16 protein-coding genes are annotated in these 18,233 nt (G+C 32.7%); 3 read left to right on the forward strand and 13 right to left on the reverse strand.

The features are described 5' to 3' along the window. The first annotated feature begins 105 nt into the window (after positions 1 to 105). Entirely contained in the window at positions 106 to 1,908 is a 1,803-nt protein-coding gene (locus ACWA1F_RS22540; protein WP_456897123.1) for a glycoside hydrolase family 2 protein, read from the forward strand. Positions 1,909 to 1,984: 76 nt separating this feature from the next. Here the strand turns inward: ACWA1F_RS22540 and ACWA1F_RS22545 are convergent, their stop codons facing one another. After that, entirely contained in the window at positions 1,985 to 2,197 is a 213-nt protein-coding gene (locus ACWA1F_RS22545) for a helix-turn-helix domain-containing protein (RefSeq protein WP_456897125.1), read from the reverse strand. Between the two features lie 97 nt (positions 2,198 to 2,294). On the opposite strand from ACWA1F_RS22545, the gene ACWA1F_RS22550 reads away from it, so the two are divergent. Then, on the forward strand, positions 2,295 to 2,600 hold the full coding sequence (locus tag ACWA1F_RS22550; protein WP_456897127.1) for a hypothetical protein: 306 nt from the start codon (positions 2,295 to 2,297) through the stop codon (positions 2,598 to 2,600). A gap of 181 nt (positions 2,601 to 2,781) precedes the next feature. Here ACWA1F_RS22550 and ACWA1F_RS22555 read toward each other — a convergent pair whose 3' ends face one another. Genes ACWA1F_RS22555 through ACWA1F_RS22570 form a run of 4 tightly spaced genes read right to left on the reverse strand, consistent with a single transcriptional unit; the run spans position 2,782 to position 8,924 of the window. Continuing rightward, a complete protein-coding gene (locus ACWA1F_RS22555) occupies positions 2,782 to 4,572 on the reverse strand; it encodes a DUF262 domain-containing protein (protein ID WP_456897129.1) in 1,791 nt (596 codons plus the stop codon). A gap of 2 nt (positions 4,573 to 4,574) precedes the next feature. Further along, the gene (locus ACWA1F_RS22560; RefSeq protein WP_456897131.1) at positions 4,575 to 5,414 is read right to left on the reverse strand and encodes a hypothetical protein; all 840 of its coding nucleotides are present in this window, start codon (positions 5,412 to 5,414) and stop codon (positions 4,575 to 4,577) included. After that, positions 5,407 to 6,879 carry a restriction endonuclease subunit S domain-containing protein gene (locus tag ACWA1F_RS22565; protein WP_456897133.1) on the reverse strand — a complete coding sequence of 491 codons (1,473 nt, stop codon included), beginning with the start codon at positions 6,877 to 6,879 and terminating at the stop codon, positions 5,407 to 5,409. Before ACWA1F_RS22565 ends, ACWA1F_RS22560 begins: the two co-directional genes overlap by 8 nt. A gap of 35 nt (positions 6,880 to 6,914) precedes the next feature. Then, a complete protein-coding gene (locus ACWA1F_RS22570; protein ID WP_456897135.1) occupies positions 6,915 to 8,924 on the reverse strand; it encodes an N-6 DNA methylase in 2,010 nt (669 codons plus the stop codon). A gap of 595 nt (positions 8,925 to 9,519) precedes the next feature. Here ACWA1F_RS22570 and ACWA1F_RS22575 point away from each other — a divergent pair. Continuing rightward, entirely contained in the window at positions 9,520 to 10,059 is a 540-nt protein-coding gene (locus tag ACWA1F_RS22575) for a GNAT family N-acetyltransferase (protein WP_456897137.1), read from the forward strand. Between the two features lie 44 nt (positions 10,060 to 10,103). Here the strand turns inward: ACWA1F_RS22575 and ACWA1F_RS22580 are convergent, their stop codons facing one another. From ACWA1F_RS22580 to ACWA1F_RS22615, 8 genes are all read right to left on the reverse strand, one after another. After that, positions 10,104 to 10,946, reverse strand: a complete 843-nt coding sequence (locus ACWA1F_RS22580) for a DUF4249 domain-containing protein (RefSeq protein ID WP_456897139.1) — start codon at positions 10,944 to 10,946, stop codon at positions 10,104 to 10,106. Between the two features lie 4 nt (positions 10,947 to 10,950). Continuing rightward, positions 10,951 to 13,569: a TonB-dependent receptor gene (locus tag ACWA1F_RS22585; protein WP_456897141.1), complete on the reverse strand. Its 2,619-nt coding sequence runs from the start codon at positions 13,567 to 13,569 to the stop codon at positions 10,951 to 10,953. A 98-nt stretch (positions 13,570 to 13,667) separates the two neighbouring features. Further along, positions 13,668 to 14,510 carry a FecR family protein gene (locus tag ACWA1F_RS22590; RefSeq protein WP_456897143.1) on the reverse strand — a complete coding sequence of 281 codons (843 nt, stop codon included), beginning with the start codon at positions 14,508 to 14,510 and terminating at the stop codon, positions 13,668 to 13,670. Positions 14,511 to 14,521: 11 nt separating this feature from the next. Next, positions 14,522 to 14,731 (reverse strand): hypothetical protein, encoded by a 210-nt coding sequence (locus ACWA1F_RS22595; protein ID WP_456897145.1) that lies wholly within the window; start codon positions 14,729 to 14,731, stop codon positions 14,522 to 14,524. Between the two features lie 47 nt (positions 14,732 to 14,778). Further along, a complete protein-coding gene (locus tag ACWA1F_RS22600; protein WP_456897147.1) occupies positions 14,779 to 15,300 on the reverse strand; it encodes an RNA polymerase sigma factor in 522 nt (173 codons plus the stop codon). Positions 15,301 to 15,514: 214 nt separating this feature from the next. Further along, complete coding sequence (locus ACWA1F_RS22605; protein WP_456897149.1) at positions 15,515 to 16,231, reverse strand: type 1 glutamine amidotransferase; 717 nt, start codon at positions 16,229 to 16,231, stop codon at positions 15,515 to 15,517. 83 nt (positions 16,232 to 16,314) lie between these two features. After that, positions 16,315 to 16,797 carry a GNAT family N-acetyltransferase gene (locus ACWA1F_RS22610; protein ID WP_306159116.1) on the reverse strand — a complete coding sequence of 161 codons (483 nt, stop codon included), beginning with the start codon at positions 16,795 to 16,797 and terminating at the stop codon, positions 16,315 to 16,317. Positions 16,798 to 16,804: 7 nt separating this feature from the next. Then, positions 16,805 to 18,223 (reverse strand): aminotransferase-like domain-containing protein, encoded by a 1,419-nt coding sequence (locus ACWA1F_RS22615; RefSeq protein ID WP_456897151.1) that lies wholly within the window; start codon positions 18,221 to 18,223, stop codon positions 16,805 to 16,807. Positions 18,224 to 18,233 lie beyond the last annotated feature (10 nt).

Genomic DNA, 18,233 nt, shown 5'->3' on the forward strand with positions numbered 1-18,233 from the left:
TCAGCTATGTGTTTTGATGCAAAGTGAAAAGCCTTTACGCGCAAAGCAAAACTATGTGTCTATGTGTTAAAAACGAATTACGTCATATAATTAAAAATAAAAACTATGAAAAAAATTGTAATGCTGTGCTGTACTTTTCTGCTGATGGGAAATGCAATGGCGCAGGAAATTCCGTTAGTTTCCAATATTTTGTCGAGGAACAATATTACGTTAAACGGAAAATGGAGTTATATTGTAGATCCGCTTGAGAATGGGTATTATGATTATCGTTTAATGCCTTTCAAAAACAACGGATTTTTCGAAAATAAAAAATGGAACACCACAGATTTAACCGAATATAATTTCGCGACTTCTGCCACAATGGACATTCCGTCTGACTGGAATTCGAAAGACCAAAGACTGTTTTTTTACGAAGGAACGGTTTGGTTTCAGAAAGACTTTAATTATAAAAAAGATTCTAAAACCAAAGGGATTCTGCATTTTGGAGCAGTCAATTACGATGCGAAAGTCTATGTAAACGGAAAAATGGCAGGAACGCACGTTGGAGGTTACACGCCTTTCAATTTTGATGTAACCGATTTATTAGTCGACGGAAATAATTTCGTAGTCGTAAAAGTCGACAACAAACGCCACAAAGACAATGTGCCAACAGTAAACATGGATTGGTGGAACTATGGCGGAATCACAAGAGACATAACGCTGGCTTCTGTTCCAAACACATATATCGAAGATTATCTGGTTCAATTAGACAAAAAAGAAAAAGGAAAAATTACAGGTTTTATAAAACTAAACAGCGAAACTGCCAATCAATCCGTTTCAGTTTCTATTCCCGAATTGAAAATCAAAAAGAATGTTACGACGGACGCTAAAGGAATAGCATATTTCGAAATAAAAGCCAATCCCGTTTTATGGACGCCTGAAAAACCAAAGTTATACGATGTATTAATCAGCAAAGCAGACGAAAATATTGCCGATCAAATTGGTTTTAGAACTATTGAAACCAAAGGAAAAGAAATTCTTTTAAACGGAAAAAAAGTCTTTTTACGCGGAATCAGCATTCACGAAGAAGCGCCTTTCAGATCGGGAAGAGCATGGTCTGAAGACGATGCTAAAACCTTATTGAACTGGGCGAAAGAATTAGGCTGTAATTATGTTCGTCTGGCGCATTATCCGCACAACGAAAACATGGTAAAAGAAGCCGAAAAAATGGGAATCATGATCTGGTCTGAAGTTCCCGTTTATTGGACGATTTCGTGGACCAATCCAGATACGTATGCGAATGCAGAACGCCAATTGCACGATATGATTTACCGAGATAAAAACCGTTGTGGAATTGTAATTTGGTCAATTGCCAACGAAACACCTCATAGCGACGAAAGAGATATTTTCCTGAGCAAACTGGCAAAATACGCGCGTACGCAGGACAATACCCGTTTGATTAGTATGGCGATGGAAGTAACCAAAAGTCCGAACAATGTGAATACCCTTCACGACAATATGAATGAGTTTGTAGATATTGTAAGTTTCAACCAATATTTGGGCTGGTACAGAGGAACGAACGAATCGTGTAAAGACATGCAATGGGTGATTCCGTATAACAAACCCGTTATCATCAGCGAGTTTGGAGGCGAGGCTTTACAAGGTCGTCACGGCGATAAAAAAGAACGCTGGAACGAAGAATATCAGGAAGAATTATACATTCAAAACACGCAGATGTTCAATAGAATTGAAGGTTTAGCCGGAGTTTCTCCGTGGATTTTGGTCGATTTCAGATCACCAAGAAGACAATTGCCGGACATTCAGGATTTCTTTAACCGTAAAGGTTTAATCTCCGATCAGGGAATTAAAAAGAAGGCTTTTTATGTGATGAAAGATTGGTATAAGCAGAAAGAAGAGGAATATAAATAAGAGTTTTAGATAAAGTGAAAAACCTTCAAAGTCAAGTTTTGATTTTGGAGGTTTTTTATTGAATGCTTAATCATTCCTAAAATTTAAACAATTCAATATATTCTATTTGGAGAGCATCACAAACTTTTTCAAGGGTAGAAAGCGTTGCATTTACATTTCCTTTTTCCAATCTGGACATATTACTTTTCTCAAAATTGCATTTGGATGCCAATTCTTGTTGGGAAATTTTTTTTTGATTTCTGATTTCTACAATTCTCTTTCCCACTTTCTGTTGTATGGTTTCGCTCATTTCGAATTATCTTTTATGATAATTCAAAATTTGTTATATATTTGCAATTATAGGTTATCATATATGATAACTAATGAAAATGATTAAAATTAAACTCATGGAAACACAACAAAAAGCCGTAACAGAATTATTAGAAATAATGAATAAAGGAAACTATTTTAATAAGCTCAAACCTAATAATGATTCTTTTTCCGCAACTCTGAATGTATCTTGTTACAATGAATTAAATATTATGATTATTGCTTTATTAAAAGCAAGTGTTACTATGCTCCAAAGCGAAGATTCTACCAAACCTTTCTCTGATGCCATGATTTTAGTTGAAATGGCGTTGCAACTTTTGCCGAATGATGAAATGGAGTTGTTGGATGAGGTTTTTAGAATTGGGCTTGATATTGAAAAATAAGACCTCCATATTACTTTTGAGCTTGAGAATTTTAAAGAGATAGTTAGTTAATTAGATATAAAATAACCTCTAAAAATATGATTTTAGAGGTTATCTAGCTGTATATTTTATTTAAGAATTATAAAATAAGTTTCAATGAAATTATGTGTTTAATTAATTTCGTATTCTGAGTATGGTTTATTTATAGATATCTAAAATTCCAAATTTCATCAGTTATTTCTTGTAATGTATCTTCTCGATGCTCTAAAAATTCAAATGGATCGATAGAATTAATATTGTTTAATTCTGGCAAATAAAAATTATTAAATAAGAATTGAATTTTTTCTGATGTACTTAATTTAATAAATTCCAAATGGTTATTACGATGAATCAACACGTGATTTGCTACCGAATAGAGGCGAGGATAATAAAAAGGATCTTGATTAAATTCATGAAAATCTTTTTCATCAAATATTGAAACTAATATATAAGATCTTTGCTTTCTACTTCTTAATAAAATTTGAAAATCTTCATCATTATCTCTTGTAAAATGATAAATTATCCTTGCGAAATAATAATGATAGTATCCCCAATTATTCATCAAATGAAATTTAGTCAAAGATGGAATATTATTAATTTTTAGCTCTTCAATCTTATTATTTAATATATTGTGCAAACTGTCTATTTCTAAATTTCTTACATCTTTAATTAATTCGTAAAAATAATTTCGTATGGTACTTTGAGTAATTGTTCTGTTTTGTAATAATCTAATGTTTGTATATATATCAATAAATTTTCCAATAATCTTAATTTTTCCATCAATTGTTATGTCGTCATCAGATTTCGAAATTGGAGATAGAAATAAAGGATACGAAAGAGAATCCGCAATTGTGTAAAAATTATTTATATAAAGATTTTCAAAGTAATAATTATTATGGTTTTTATAACTAAATATTTTTAAGTATTGAGTTGAAAAGAAATCAAAATCTGAACGAATAAAATAATAAAAGTCGCCGGACTTTTTTAAATATAATCTATTAGAGTTGTTTTTTACCCAAGAATGAAATTGTGAGCCAATTTGCTCAAAATCTTCGTTTTCAGCACCTTTTATATTTGCTCTTTTAGTTTCAGCATATTTAGCTCTTAACCAATTCTTAAAAAAATCTAGATCACTATCGATCCCTATAATCGCCTTTATATCAAAAATCCTCTCTTTCCAAAACTTATTCATTTCCTCGCTCTTATCATCATCTTCTATCATTGATAATAAAAATCCTTTTAATATTTCTGTTGGATTTAGACTCATACCCCTATCATTCATTGTTTCAAATATAGTGTATGCGCTTTCCATGCTAAAAGCTTTTATTTCTACTAGGACCACATTTTTTAATAGCCATTCGATAAAAATTTCTAGTTTTTCAGAATTTTTTAAATCTTCAGGAAATAACTTAGTAATATCTTCATATCTCTGAATTATATTAGGTATTGATTCATCTTTTAATTTTTTTGTATCAATATTTTCTAACTCTTCTATTTCATAATAATCTTCATCGTGATGTCTTATAAGATGATCGATTACTTGAATTCTTGATTCGACATTTAGTACTAGTGTTTTTTTTCCACCTGTTTTGACAAATAGATATTTTTCTAGATCTAATCTAGAATTTTCGTCTAATATTTTTATTTGAAGATGAGACAGATAAATTAGTAATAGAGTAAATGAAGTTAATCTCTGTTGCCCATCAACTATAGATAATTCTTTGCTGTCATCACATAAAACTATAGGCCCCATGTAATAACTACCATAATCTCTGTAAGACTCAATAGTATCTTCTTCTTTGTAGTATTTGTCAAAATTTGTTGCTAAATCACTAATTAACGCTTCAATATGTTTTCTTTGCCAACGATATTCGCGTTGAAAAGCATCAATTCTAAATCTATTATCTACTAAAATTTGAGATAAACTTCTGTCTTTTGCTTCTAAGAATTTCATTTTTATATAAGTTCTTTAATTAGTATATTTTGAATTTGGTAAGCATATTTATAAATACCTAAATTAGCTGATATAGGGTGAAGTTCTCCATGGAATAATTTACATCTCAATTCATATAATATTTCAATTATGACTTTACTAACAAGTTCATAATTATTTATAAAATATAAATTTTTATTTTTATTTATTTCGATTGATGAACTTGGTGGAACGTATGCTCCTTGAGGAGTAACGGACGGATTTAAGATAATTATTTCAGGTTTTTTTGGATTCATTTCAGCGAAACAAGCATCTAAATATTGTTTTTTGTCATTTGGAATACTAATATAATCAGGATTTTCATGAAATTCTTTTAAAGACCAATTAAATAGATCTACATAGTGTATAGTATTTGCACCTCTTCTAGAAATAATTTGACAAATCCACCTTTTAGAAGTTCTTGGCTGAGTACTTCTAAACTCTACTTTATAATCATAATGCCCAAAAGGGATTACATGTGATGGGGTGTTATTTCTGCTTAAATTGGTATTATGAAATGAAATTCGTTCTTCTTCATTAGGGATTGGATGTCTTTCTAATTCGAAATGAAGCTTACTTAAGAGAATTTTAAATTCATGCGATTGTTCATCAGTTGATCTAAGTAAAGAAATTATTTTATCTCTATATCTATTAGAATTATCTTTTACATAATCAATAATTTCTCTATCTCGAGTTCTTGGGATCGTTTCGTCATAAAAATTATCCATATACCATGCATTATATGGTATCCAAGCTTTAACAAACATTGTATAATAATCTAATTCAGACTTGTTAATCCACTCCTGCAAATAAATATTAGCCATTTTGTAACTTTTTATTAATAAACTCCATTGCTTTTTTCTCGTTATCCTCAATTGCAATTTCTACAGCTCGTTTTGCCACATCTAATAAATGCTCGCTATGTTTTTTTAGGGAGAAACTTTCTTTTACTAAGGTTTCTATTCGTCGTTGTATTTTGTAGTCAATAATGGGAACAATAACATTATTTATTTCACCTACTCTCCAGTGCAAAATAATGGAACCCCCAGCATCTCTTTCAGCTTGCATTTGTACTAAATCTGAATTTAAAACTAGAGTTAAATATTCAGGAACAACTTGCTTTTCGTTTTTAACATTTAAGTTTAATATTGCACCTGAAGTTACACCTTCAAAATCTTCTTGTAATTGGAAAGCCATTCCAACAGTTCCATCTTTGGAAAATAAAATTGATCCTTTTTTTGGTTTAAGGTCATTAATTTTTTCATGATTATCTTTTATAAAATCAAAATTTAATTTTTTGTTGGGTTCAGATAAACCAAATTTATTAAAATCTGCAACTCGCATAAATGGCAAACCTACGTTGCCATCTGAATAATATTTTGAACCAGGCTCAATAGATTTTACTATAGTTGCAATATTTTTTAAGATATCATATTTTTGAGTTTTTATTTTTTTTACTATTTTCTCATATTTTTTTTGATAATACTCAGCGTCTAATCTTCCAGTAATGCCAAAACTTTCTTTGAAACTTTTTATGTTGTAATTTAAAATATCCTCAGAATTCGAATTTGTTAAATGTTCATCCAGACCAATTTCATGTAGTAATTCCTTTTCGGCTTGTTTATATAAAATTTGCGATTTTCTTTTTATACTGATTGAAAGTTTATAAATTTCCTCTATTTTATTTTCAATTAAAGAGCTGTATTTAGGAAGTTTTAGATCTTTTATCGATGGTAATGTTAAGTGTGGCTGTCCAGTTTGGCTGGCAGTTCTCCAAAGTAAATCTTGTCCATAGTCAGAATGCAAAAATACCCATAAAAAGTACTTATTATATTTGACTAAATTATTAGTTCTTAGTAAAATTATATCTCTGCTTAATGCATAATTTTTATATTCGTCAGTAATTAATCCAACTTTAGCTAAAGTATTACCTCCTTTAGCAATAATTAAATCTCCTGGATAACCGATTGCTATTGTCGATTTATTAGAGTCAAGTAATTTTTGAGGTAAAAAAGTTGTATTGTCAGTAATAGTAACCAACCCGTTTTTTATTTCGTTAACTCTTAAAAAAGGTATTCCTTCCCTACTGAAGTTATAAAATTCAACAATTGATGGATAAAATGCGCTACAATCAATTTTTACTTCGATATCTGGCAAAGTGATTTCTCCGATTTTTTTTATTCTCTTTGAAAGACTTAAATATTTTTTCATATAATATTCAGAATCAATTCTATTTTTTATATGATCAATTTCAGAATATTTAATGATTGAAATTTCAAGCCGTTCCAACAAATCCAAATATTTGGTTTCGTCGAAACGGCTAATTACTTTCCCACAAATGAAAGTTTTTCTTTTTTAGCAAATTCTAAGAATGCTTCGGCTATGCCATCTTTAGTAAGTCCGTCGTGGTTGTACAAATCGTGCTTTACATATTTGTGTTTGTGTTTATCTAATGCATCAACACCAAATTCGTCCTTTACATATATTTTGTCACCGCTATTGTCTTTACTTGGCTCCTGCATGGTGGCAAAAAATATGGGATAGTCTTTTGATTTGGGACATAATTGATCGTCCCATTTTTGAACTAAGAGAACCGATGTTTTAGTCCCTGTATGCGGTTTAAAAAAATTACCGTGAAAGCCAACTACCGCCAATATGCGACAGTGTTCAGCTATGAAGTCACGGATATTTTTGTCACTACTATTATTAAAACGCCCTTGCGGTAATACAATTGCCATTCTTCCACCTGCTTTTAAAAAATCAAGGTTGCGTTCGATAAAGAGAATATCTCTTCCAACAGAGGTTTGATATTTACCAGTAGACTTTTTACCTAATTCATATTTTGCAAGTATTCTACTTTCTTTAATATCTCCAGCGAACGGTGGGTTAGCCATAAGTATATCAAACTCAAAATCACGATTAATATAGCTCTCATTTTCTTTAGTTTCTATTTTGATTTTACGGATTTTCTTTATGTTTTTCCATCCAGTACCATATGTGTCAATCCATTCTTCATCTTTTGTTTTTTCGCTCCAACGTTCATAGTCTAAAGTATTCAAATGTAAAACATTCGTTTGTCCATCACCAGCTATTAGATTTAGACATCTGGCAACACGTACTGCCTTTTCATCAAAGTCAATAGCAAATACATTATTTTGAACATAATCAAGAACTCTTGGAATTGGTGGCTTTGTAGTCATCATTTCATCATCGGCAATTCCTTCTTCTTTGTGTATTTGATTTTTAACGTAGAAGAAGGCATGTACAGGGAAACCACAACTTCCGGCAGCTGTGTCTATAACCGTTTCGTGTTCCTGTGGATTTAGCATTCGGACGCACATATCAATACCATAGCGAGGGGTAAAATATTGTCCTTTCTCACCTTTGCTGCTTTTATTTATTAAATATTCAAAGGCCTCGTCAACTACGTCAAGATTACTGTTAAACAGCTTTACTTTTTCTAGAGAGCTAACACAGATTGCTAAGTGTGAAGGCGTAAGCATAAGTTTGGATTCAGCTGGAAATACACCTTCCCATTTTTTATTAGCTTTATTAAATAAGTCTTGTATTTTTTCTTTTAATTCTATTTCAGTGTCACCATTATTTCTAAATCCTAAATGGCGTTTGCTATTACGGCCACTTTCCATTTCGTCATATAATTTGGTGAATATTAATTTAAAAAGTTCTTCGAAAACATCTACTCCCGCATTAGCAAGTACCTCATCCTCCATTTCGAGAATCAAATCTTTTAATGATTTTTTCTCGGTTACCAGTTTGTCCTTTTTAATTAAATCTGCTAAGGTCCACGGTTCGTTTAAAATATCGGATAGTTTTTCAGATGCTTTTGGAATGGCAGGTATATCTTCAAAATAATTGGGATCTTTTCTATGATAGTAAGAAATACTGTCACCATTACTCCAAATTCCGATTGTTGCGCCAGTAGCATTACAATAAGAATGTAATTGTTCCTTCCCGTCTTTAAGTTTTGGTTTTTTAACTTCTATAATAATATTTACGGCTCTAGAATCCGCTTTATCAAAAATAACTATATCGGCACGTTTTTTTTCTCTACCAAAACTAACTGCATATTCCAATTCCATTTTTTCAAAAGAATAACCATAATCCTCATTTAAAACCATTAAATATAATTGACGTATAGCTTCTTCAGGAACGAGTTTAATTTTTTTTCTCCTAACTAGACAATCAATATATGGGATTTCGATGCCTTTTTTATCAGCCTCCGTGAAAATAGATTCTTCTAGTTTTAAAATTTTATTTACAGAGAATTGAGTTAATTTATAATTAGAATCTCGAAGAATATCAGTTAATTTCATTAGTAATTTTATAGAATTAAAGTTTTTCAAACCTACCAAAAATAAACCATTATAACAATAATGTTTTGACTTGTTTTAAATTGTAAATATTACCAGAAAGTAAACAACTTTTAAAAACTGTTTAGTCAAAATATTATTATGTTAGTATATTAAAAAAGAAAGAATGTTTTTAGTTTCCGTATACGATGGTTCCGCTGAAAATTTTTCAAATAAACTGTAGATAAAGCATTTTTATCACATTATTAAAAATAGAGGTTTTAGAAAAAGTGTACTTCGATTCAAGATGTCCAGAAACCAACAGCAAGCAAAATGTAGTTTGTTTATGAAAGATTTGTACGCGAAGGAACAAAAAATATAAACAAGACTTTCTTAGAAACCTCATTTCCTAACCCGAGGCATCTCCATTAACACAAAAAAAAAAAAAGAAGTACTAAAAGCCGAAAGACTTTTTGTACCCAACCAAATGCACAATCTGGCTCGAAGTATATTCCTAACTGTCCAAAAAATCAATAAAGTAAAACCTCCAAAGGCAGTTTAGATTTTAGAGGTTTTTTTATGTTTTTTCCTTAATTTTAAAATCGAAAAAAAGCAGTTTATGACTTTAAATCTACAGCCCGTTTTAGAAAACGATCTTTGTATTCTATCTCCTTTAGAAGAAAAAGATTTTGATACTTTATACAAAGCAGCTTCTGATCCTAAAATTTGGGAACAGCATCCCAACAAAGACCGATGGAAGAAAGAAGTGTTTGAGAATTTTTTTGAAGGAGCTATTAAAAGCAAAGGCGCTTTTAAAATTATAAATAAAGCAACTGGAGAAGTTGTAGGAAGTACAAGATTTTACGATTTTAACCAAGAAGAAGACTGTATTTTTATCGGATATACTTTTTATACCGTTTCCTGTTGGGGAAAAGGGTTTAATCTAAGCGTAAAAAAAATGATGCTGGATTATCTTTTTGAATATGTTTCAAAAGTTAGATTTCATATTGGTTCAGAAAATATTCGATCTCAAATTGCAATCTCAAGAGTGGGAGCCGAAAAAATTGCCGAAGAAGAAGTAGCTTACTTCGGAGAAAAACCGAAATTAAATTTTGTGTATCAGATTGACAAAGCAAATTGGATAAAAGAAAAGCCTTAAAAATTACGTTTTAAGGCTTTTGTGTTTTTTAAATAAACGGCTTTTTATTGTACCAAATAAGGAACCTGATCGGCTTCGCAAAGTCTAAAATAACCGAATGCAAAATTATTGGCATCAGTACTATTGACAATGTTTCCTCTAATGGTTCCAGGAGGAACAGAAAACGGATTTGAATTTGAAGCTTCCAAAATTAATTTCCAATAATTAAAGAAATTTTTAGAAACGCCTCTGTGCGTAATGGTTACGGTGTTTCCGGGTTTCATTTTGTCTTCATCAGAAAATCTCGTGCTGATTTCGTTTCCGTTATAGAACTCATCATTTGTGATTTCGTATTCTGGGTAAATCAAAAATTCGCTTTGATAATCGGTTACATAAAAATTAGTCTGATCTGCTGGGTCGTTGTAATAAAAAGTCAGTTCGATGATATCTTTCCCATCAAAATCTGGAACAATTTTCTGTTCTACTTTATTGATTGGAGTTACAGAAGTTAGTTTTTCAGTCGCCGTGAAACTTTGTCCTTCAACATCTACAAACAATTTATAATCGGCATCAATTACAGGAACAAAATTGGTGCATTTGTAAACTCCGGCTTCGGTTTCATTAAAAGTAAAAACATCACCATTGCTGTTTTCTATTCGTACTTGCGCACCCGAAACTTTTGGTGTAGAACCGCTGTAATAAGGAGCAGTTTTACTGATTTTTATCGTTTGCTCTTTCCCGTCAGTTCCTTTTTTCCAGATAATTTCAGCGTCAATGACCAGTTTGGTTTCGCCGGTTGGCAAATCAAGATTTACCACGTCTTCGCATGAAGCGAAAGAAAAAACAAAAAGAAGAGTTATTAATGCCAGTGCTCTGTTCATTACCGTATATTTTTTCAATTTATTCATAGCATTAAAATTTAAAATTATAAGAAACTCCAGGAACAATTCCGAAAATCGAAAGTCTTCTGGTTTCATTTGCTCCCGTATCTTCATTGGTTGTAAAACTCATAGAAGCCGCATTTTTTCTGTTGTACACATTGTATAAGCTAAATACCCAATAGCTTTGCCATCCTTTCTTTTTGTCTGGTTTTGGCGTATAAGTCGCCGCAAGATCCAAGTGGTGGAAAAGAGGCAATCTGTTTTCGTTTCTTAAAGAATAATTTGGAACGTGAATACCGCCCATTTCATAATAACCATTTGCATACGTTACTGGCTGACCCGACTGTAAAGTGAAATTTCCATTAAAAGACCATTTCGGGTTTAGTTCATAACTTCCCACAATGCTCAAATTATGCATTTTGTCATAACCCGATAAATACCAGTCACCATTTGCAATTCCCGGTTCTTCAGGAGTTCTTCCCGGTGTTTTTTGTTCCGCGCGAGATAAGGTATAAGAAACCCATCCGGTGAAAACGCCTCTATTTTTTCTTAACAGTAATTCCATTCCGTAAGATCTGGCTTTTCCGGTTAAAATAACCTGCTCAATGTTGTTGTTAGCCAAAACATCAGCGCCGTCAATATAGTCAATACGATTTTGAACATTTTTGTAGAATAATTCGGTTTCTAAAGAGTAATCGCCGTCTTTGAAATTTCTGAAATAACCCATCGCATACTGATCCAAAAGCTGAGGTTTTGTAAAAGGGCCGCTTGGAGTCCAGATGCTCATTGGCAACGGAGACTGCGTGTTGGATAAAATATGAATGTACTGCGCCATTCTGTTGTAACTTGCTTTTACCGAAGTTTCGTCGTTAAAAGCATAAGACAAGGCGGCACGCGGCTCAAAATTGTCGAATTTGCTGATGGTTTTTCCTTTTCCGTAAGAGATGCTTCCTGTTGGTGTTCCTTCTTCGTAAATATTGTATAACGGATTATAAACTACAGCCTGACCATTTTCGTAAGTGCTGATTGCTTCATCTCCTAAACGGTAAAACATGCTGTAGCGAAGTCCGTAACGGAAATTCAGTTTCTCTGTAATCTGATTTTCAAAATCAACAAAAGCAGAAGCTTCTAAAGCATATTTTTTATCCAGTTGCATATAATTAAACTGCGAATCTGAAGAAGTTGGTTTTACAACTCCAGGATTGAAATTATAATACAAACCATCTATACCATAGTTGATTTTAAATTTCTCCGACTGCTGAAAGTTCCAGTTGTATTTCAAACCATAACTCTGAATATTGCTGTCCCATTGAAAACTTTCAATCGGAATTTCTAGGTTAAATCTGTAATCACTGTAGAAAGTAGATAAATTACTGTTTAAGCGATCAGAAAATTTATGTTTCCAGTTTAAAATTCCCATTGTACTTCCGTACGTACTCGCAAAACGATCGTTAATGTCGAATAAATCGTTTCCGAAATAACCAGAAAAAGACAGCGTATTCTTCGCATTAAAACGATAATTTAATTTCGCATTCAAATCATAAAACATGGCAGAGTTATTATTGTCAGCCAATTTCATAAATAAATGCGCATAAGAAGCACGGCCAGAAAGAATAAAAGAACCTTTTTCTTTTTCCAGCGGACCTTGAACCAAAAGTCGGCTCGAGATAATCCCAATTCCACCATTTACTTTATATTCTTCAAAATCTCCAGTTTGTTGCGTAACATCTAGAACAGAAGAAACGCGCCCTCCAAATCTTGACGGAATTCCACCTTTGTATAAATCTAAACCGCTAACTACATCAGCGTTGAAAATAGAAAAGAAACCAAACATGTGCGAGTCTGCATAAACAGGAGCGCCATCCAAAAGAATCAAATTCTGATCTGCAGCACCACCGCGGACATTAAAACCTGAAGAAGCTTCTCCCGCATTGGTAACACCTGGCAAAGTCAAAATCGATTTTAAAGGATCGGCTTCGCCCATTGCAACCGGAATTTTCTTGATTTCCTGCATCGAAAGTCTGTTCACACTCATTTGTGTGGTTTTGATGTCGACCGCTTTATTGGCTACCACAATAACTTCTCCCAATTGCTGGCTGTCAGAATCGATGTTGAAATTAACTCTGTTATCATCCGAAACAGAAACACGTTTTTCTTCATTTTTAAAACCTACGTAACTCACCTGAACGGTATAGTTTCCGTTTGGAACTTCAATACTGTATTTTCCGTTTGCATCTGTTACAACGCCAGTTTCCAGTTCTTTAACGTAAATATTAGCACCAATTACAGGCTGTCTTTCATCATCATAAACGGTTCCGCTTAGCTTGCTTTTTTTTTTGGCAGGCTTTTGTGTTTGAGCTTTCTGCTTCACAAAAATATTATTGCCCACTATAGAAAATTGAACAGACGAAATCTGGTTTAATTCGGTAATAAGCTTGCTGATTTCGATACTTTTAAAAGTTTTATTTTGTGTAAAGTACTTTTTATTGGTATCGATCTGATCTGTAAAAGCAAATTTAAAGTCGGTTTGGCTTTCAATCTGTTTGAAGAATTCTTTTAAAGTTACATTTTGATCTACAGTTACCGTAATGCCTTGAGCAGACATACCTAAGCTGAATAAAAAAAAGCATGCTGAAATTATATGCTTCATGAAATTTTGTATTTTTGAATATTATTAAATGGAATAACCTCGTGTTATCCTGAATATTAGGAGGATGTGGAGTTTCGCGGCTTACATCCTTTTTGTTTTTATTGAAAATTAATCTGCTTTAAATCTTCATTTATTTCAAAGTTTAGGTTATACATTTCTGATATTAGTTGGACAATTGTTTTTAAATCTTCTTTTTTATTGATTCGAATGGTAATTTTCTGATTTAGATTTTCTTTCGGAATATTGACTTTATAACCGTAGTTTTCTTCAATATATTGACTGATAACAGAGAGTTTTTCGTCATCAAAATCTACAAATCGGCTGAATTCTGTTACCGAAGCAATTTCGTTTCCGTAAGTGAATTTATCTCCAGGTTTCAAGATCCATTTTTGATCTTTGCCTTTTACGCTCATTTCTACGCTTCCTTCAAAAAGTTCGACAGTTATTTCTTCATTTTCAGATTCTTTAACGGTAAAAGAAGTTCCTAAAACTGTTGTGGTAGTTTCGTCGCAGAAAACCTGAAACGGATGCTGTTTGTCTTTTTTGACTTTAAAATAAGCCTGACCGTCAATTTCGATTTTTCTATTTGAAGCAAAATTTTGTCCGTACTTAATTTTTGAATTTGGACTCAGTTCCACTTTTGAGCCGTCTGGCAAGACAACATATTTTATTGTTGAAGTTGTATTTTCGATTACAGTTTCAGCTAGAACGGCATTTTCGGTAGAAGATTCTCCGTTAAAATAAATTCCAGTTCCAATTAAAACAAAAAGTAAAACAGCGGCAGCGGAACAGTAGTGCCATGGTCTTAAGGAACGTTTCTTTTGAGTAAAAGTTTTGGCGCGAAATTCTTCCCACGAAGTTTCTTTTTCTTCATTTGAATGCGAATGGGAAGTTTCGTTCCAAAGCTTTTCGAATTCCTTGTCAAATTTTTCGTTATCCATTTTTTAGATTTTTAAATAAGTTGACATTGAAATCCATGTTTAGTAAAAACGCCGTAAACCATTTCGTGAATTTCTCTATTGGTTTCGATTTTGAGAATATTATCGCGTCCCTGCTTATCAAAATTTATGATGCAGTCGGAAATAACGAACTGTAAAAGAGCAATGAGTAGAGTTGCATCTTTTTTGGTTCTAACATTAGTTTTATACGCTTCGATATGCATTTTTAGTTCTTTGTTTTTTAGTATAACAAACGAGAACTAAAAAGTTCCTAATGGTTTTCGATTTTTTTTCGAATAAATTTACTGGCGAGATAAATATGATTGGCAATGGTCTTTTCAGAAAGATCCGTTATTTCTGCAATCTCCTTATAGCTAAGGTTTTCCAGTTTATGTAAAGTGAATATTTTTTGTTGCTGTTCTGGCAGCTGATTGATGAAGTTTTGTAATTTTTCTTGTCTTTCTTCAAAAACTCCTGATTCTGATTCTTCTTGAGGAACATCAATTTGAACGGGATCCAACGGAATTACTTTGTTTTCTCTATTAACATGATTGATGATAATGTTCTTGCAGATCACAAATATTTGTTTGTCGAACAAAACTTCTTCGTTTAGCAATTCTCTTTTGTTGTAAAGTCTGATGAAAGTTTCCTGAACGAAGTCTTCGGGAGTAAAGACAGAAGAATTAAATCGTTTGGCAATATTGATAAGTTTGTCGTAGTAGCTGAAGTATACTTCTTTGAAAGCTGCTTCATTACCTTTTTTTAAACTTAAAATAAATTTTTTATTGTCCATAACGAAAATATCGTGACTAGCTTCCTAGTCTAAACTCATTGGTGTCAATATTATTGTATTCGGAAATTGAGTAATCTCAAAATGTAATTAGTTACAAAGAACCGTAATTTAATTTAAGATTGGACGCTTTTATTGGAGAAATGTTACAGTTGATTTCAAATAAAAACCCTTAAACATTTGTCTAAGGGTTTGTTTTTATTGTTCATTTGAAATTTTAACTTTTATAAGCAGCGGTAAGTTTATCTAGAAACTGAAAAAGTTTTTCATTCATTTCACTAAAATCGTGCGAAAGAATTTCTTCTGGATTTTGAACGAATTGGTGTTTTTTGCTTTTCGCTAATAAATCAGTTTCACTTTCAATTAAAAGAGAAACAACCTCAACGTTTAATTCCATGTGGCACTGAAAACCGTACACAAGATTAGAATACGAAACAATCTGAATAGGGCAGCCTTCGCTAAAAGCCAGCACTTTACTTTCTTTTGTTAAACCCGGCATATCGTTGTGCCAGTGCCCGACATTTAGAACAGAACCAAAATGATTTATCTTTTCATCTTTAATTCCGTCTTCGGTTAAAGTGATTGGGAAAACTCCAATTTCTTTTTCTGGACTATGGCCGACTTTTGCGCCTAAAGCTTCACCAATTAATTGCGAACCCAAGCAAACTCCAACAACTGCTTTTCCTGCAGCAATGCATTTCTGAATTAAGGATATTTCAGCTTTAGCATTAAAATGCGGACATTCTTCCAGAGTCGTATTGGGACTTTGAGGTCCGCCCATTACAATCAGCATATCTATTAAGTCAACAGAATTTGGCAATGCATCATTTTTATAAACTTTAGAAAAAGAAATTTTGTGCTTTCTGCTTTCTGCCCAATTTAGATAAGCGCCCGGAGCTTCGTATGTTTCGTGTTGTACAAAGTGTATGTTCATCTTCTTTAGAATTTAAAGCAAATTTATTTTGAAAAAGAACAATACCAATAGTCCACTTTTTCTTTTACTAAAATAGTCCAGCTTTAAGAATTCAGTAAGAGCATCATCTGGATATCTACTCTGTCATAGGTTGAAGAAATTCCAGTTATTTCTTTAAATCCTAATTTCTCATACAATTTAATGGCGGGCTGCAGTTTGGTGTTGCTTTCCAGATAAAGTCGAGTTGCACCTTTTTCTTTAGCCCATTTTATAGCTGTTTCTGCCAATAATAATCCAACGCCTTTTCCTTGTGCTTTCGGACTTACCGCCATTTTTGCCAATTCGTAATCGTAATCTTTTCCGTCACTTTTAATTAAAGCGCAAACGCCTAAAACTTCATCATTTAAAATAGCAGAAAAAATTTCGCCGCCTTTATTTATAATATATTCTTCGGCGTGGTCAAGCGCTTTTACATCATTTGGTTCCACTACAAAATACTTTGAAATCCATTCTATATTTAAATCCTTAAAACTCTTTTTATATTCTGGTTTATAGGTAACTATTTCTATTTGTTCTTTATTTTTCATACTAAAATTAAATACTGTTTTTTATTATACTGCCTAATTTTTCCAAATCAGATTCGACACGTTCATTCCATTCCAAAGCATACGTAAGCCTCATGCAATTGTTGTATTGATTGTATTGCGAAAAGATTCTTCCGGGCGCAAAATTGATTTTTTGAGCAAGAGCCGTATTATACAATTCGGTTGTCGAAATTCTTTCGTCCAATTCCAGCCATAACATAAAACCTCCTTTTGGCTGTGCAATTTTGGTATTGTCTGGAAAATAAGATTCTACCGCACGATTGATTTGCAAATAATTAGTGTAAAGTTTATTTCTAAATGTTCTCAGGTGATGATCATAACGGCCGTGTTCTAAAAAATCTGTAATCACATCAGAATACAAAGGAGAGTTACAAACTGTTTGAATTAGTTTTTGCCTTATAATTTGATCTTTAAATTTCCCAGGCGCAATCCATCCCACGCGATAGCCTGGCGCAAGAGTTTTAGAAACAGAACCAATCCATAAAACTAAACCAGCTTCATCGTAAAATTTGCAAGGTTTAGGACGTTCAGATCCAAAATAAAGATTGCCATACAGATCATCTTCAATTAAAGGAACATTGTATTCGGTTATCAGTCTAACCAATTCTTTTTTATTTTCGTCAGGCATTTGAAACCCCATCGGATTATTAAAATTGGTGATGAAACAGCAGGCTTTTATTTCGGGAAGCACTTTTTTGAAAGCATCCAAATCTAAACCATATAAAGGATGCGTCGGAATTTCGACTGCCTTTAAACCCAAAGCTTTAATCGCCTGTAATATTCCAAAATAAGCCGGACTTTCTACGGCAACGCTATCTCCCGGAGACGTGACTGCCATAAGCGCATTATAAATGGCATGCATAGCGCCAGATGTAATGACAAGATCGTCTTCGGTAATTTTTCCTTCCATGACCAGCGCCCACTTTGCAATGGCACGACGAAGTTCCTCAGAACCTTGAACGGGTTCGTATGGAGTTCCAGCATCGTTTCTGTTGCGAACAGCATTGATAATTCCCTTATTAAGTTTGGCAATCGGCAGAAAATTTTTCCCAGGCAAACCAAGCGCAAACTGGGTAATGTCTGGCTTATTGAGCGTACCGAAAACTTTGTCAATAAGATCTTCGGGAGTATTTTCTGTTTCGTGATTGTCTATATTGGCAATTGTTGGAAGTGCTGTTGTGCGCTGCGAACTTTTACTAACGTAATATCCTGTTTTTGGTCGGGATTCAATTAAGGAACGGCTTTCCAGTTCAAGATAAGCTTGTTTGACGGTATTGAGACTAACATTATACAATTTTTGTGCACTGCGAACAGAAGGCAGTTTGTCGCCAAGTATCAGGGTTTCGTTATGAATCTGATCTTCTATAATTTTGGCTATTTTTAGATATAATGTTTCGTTATTCTTCATTTTGCTAATT

Source organism: Flavobacterium erigeronis, assembly GCF_054075165.1.

Bases quoted from the DNA above. Each gene is read 5' to 3' on its own strand.
- ACWA1F_RS22605 (WP_456897149.1), bottom strand. From the start codon at position 16,231: ATGAACATACACTTTGTACAACACGAAACATACGAAGCTCCGGGCGCT.
- ACWA1F_RS22555 (WP_456897129.1), bottom strand. From the start codon at position 4,572: ATGAAATTCTTAGAAGCAAAAGACAGAAGTTTATCTCAAATTTTAGTA.
- ACWA1F_RS22545 (WP_456897125.1), bottom strand. From the start codon at position 2,197: ATGAGCGAAACCATACAACAGAAAGTGGGAAAGAGAATTGTAGAAATC.
- ACWA1F_RS22570 (WP_456897135.1), bottom strand. From the start codon at position 8,924: ATGAAATTAACTGATATTCTTCGAGATTCTAATTATAAATTAACTCAA.
- ACWA1F_RS22575 (WP_456897137.1), top strand. From the start codon at position 9,520: ATGACTTTAAATCTACAGCCCGTTTTAGAAAACGATCTTTGTATTCTA.
- ACWA1F_RS22540 (WP_456897123.1), top strand. From the start codon at position 106: ATGAAAAAAATTGTAATGCTGTGCTGTACTTTTCTGCTGATGGGAAAT.
- ACWA1F_RS22550 (WP_456897127.1), top strand. From the start codon at position 2,295: ATGGAAACACAACAAAAAGCCGTAACAGAATTATTAGAAATAATGAAT.
- ACWA1F_RS22585 (WP_456897141.1), bottom strand. From the start codon at position 13,569: ATGAAGCATATAATTTCAGCATGCTTTTTTTTATTCAGCTTAGGTATG.
- ACWA1F_RS22610 (WP_306159116.1), bottom strand. From the start codon at position 16,797: ATGAAAAATAAAGAACAAATAGAAATAGTTACCTATAAACCAGAATAT.
- ACWA1F_RS22595 (WP_456897145.1), bottom strand. From the start codon at position 14,731: ATGCATATCGAAGCGTATAAAACTAATGTTAGAACCAAAAAAGATGCA.
- ACWA1F_RS22590 (WP_456897143.1), bottom strand. From the start codon at position 14,510: ATGGATAACGAAAAATTTGACAAGGAATTCGAAAAGCTTTGGAACGAA.
- ACWA1F_RS22615 (WP_456897151.1), bottom strand. From the start codon at position 18,223: ATGAAGAATAACGAAACATTATATCTAAAAATAGCCAAAATTATAGAA.
- ACWA1F_RS22600 (WP_456897147.1), bottom strand. From the start codon at position 15,300: ATGGACAATAAAAAATTTATTTTAAGTTTAAAAAAAGGTAATGAAGCA.
- ACWA1F_RS22560 (WP_456897131.1), bottom strand. From the start codon at position 5,414: ATGGCTAATATTTATTTGCAGGAGTGGATTAACAAGTCTGAATTAGAT.
- ACWA1F_RS22580 (WP_456897139.1), bottom strand. From the start codon at position 10,946: ATGAATAAATTGAAAAAATATACGGTAATGAACAGAGCACTGGCATTA.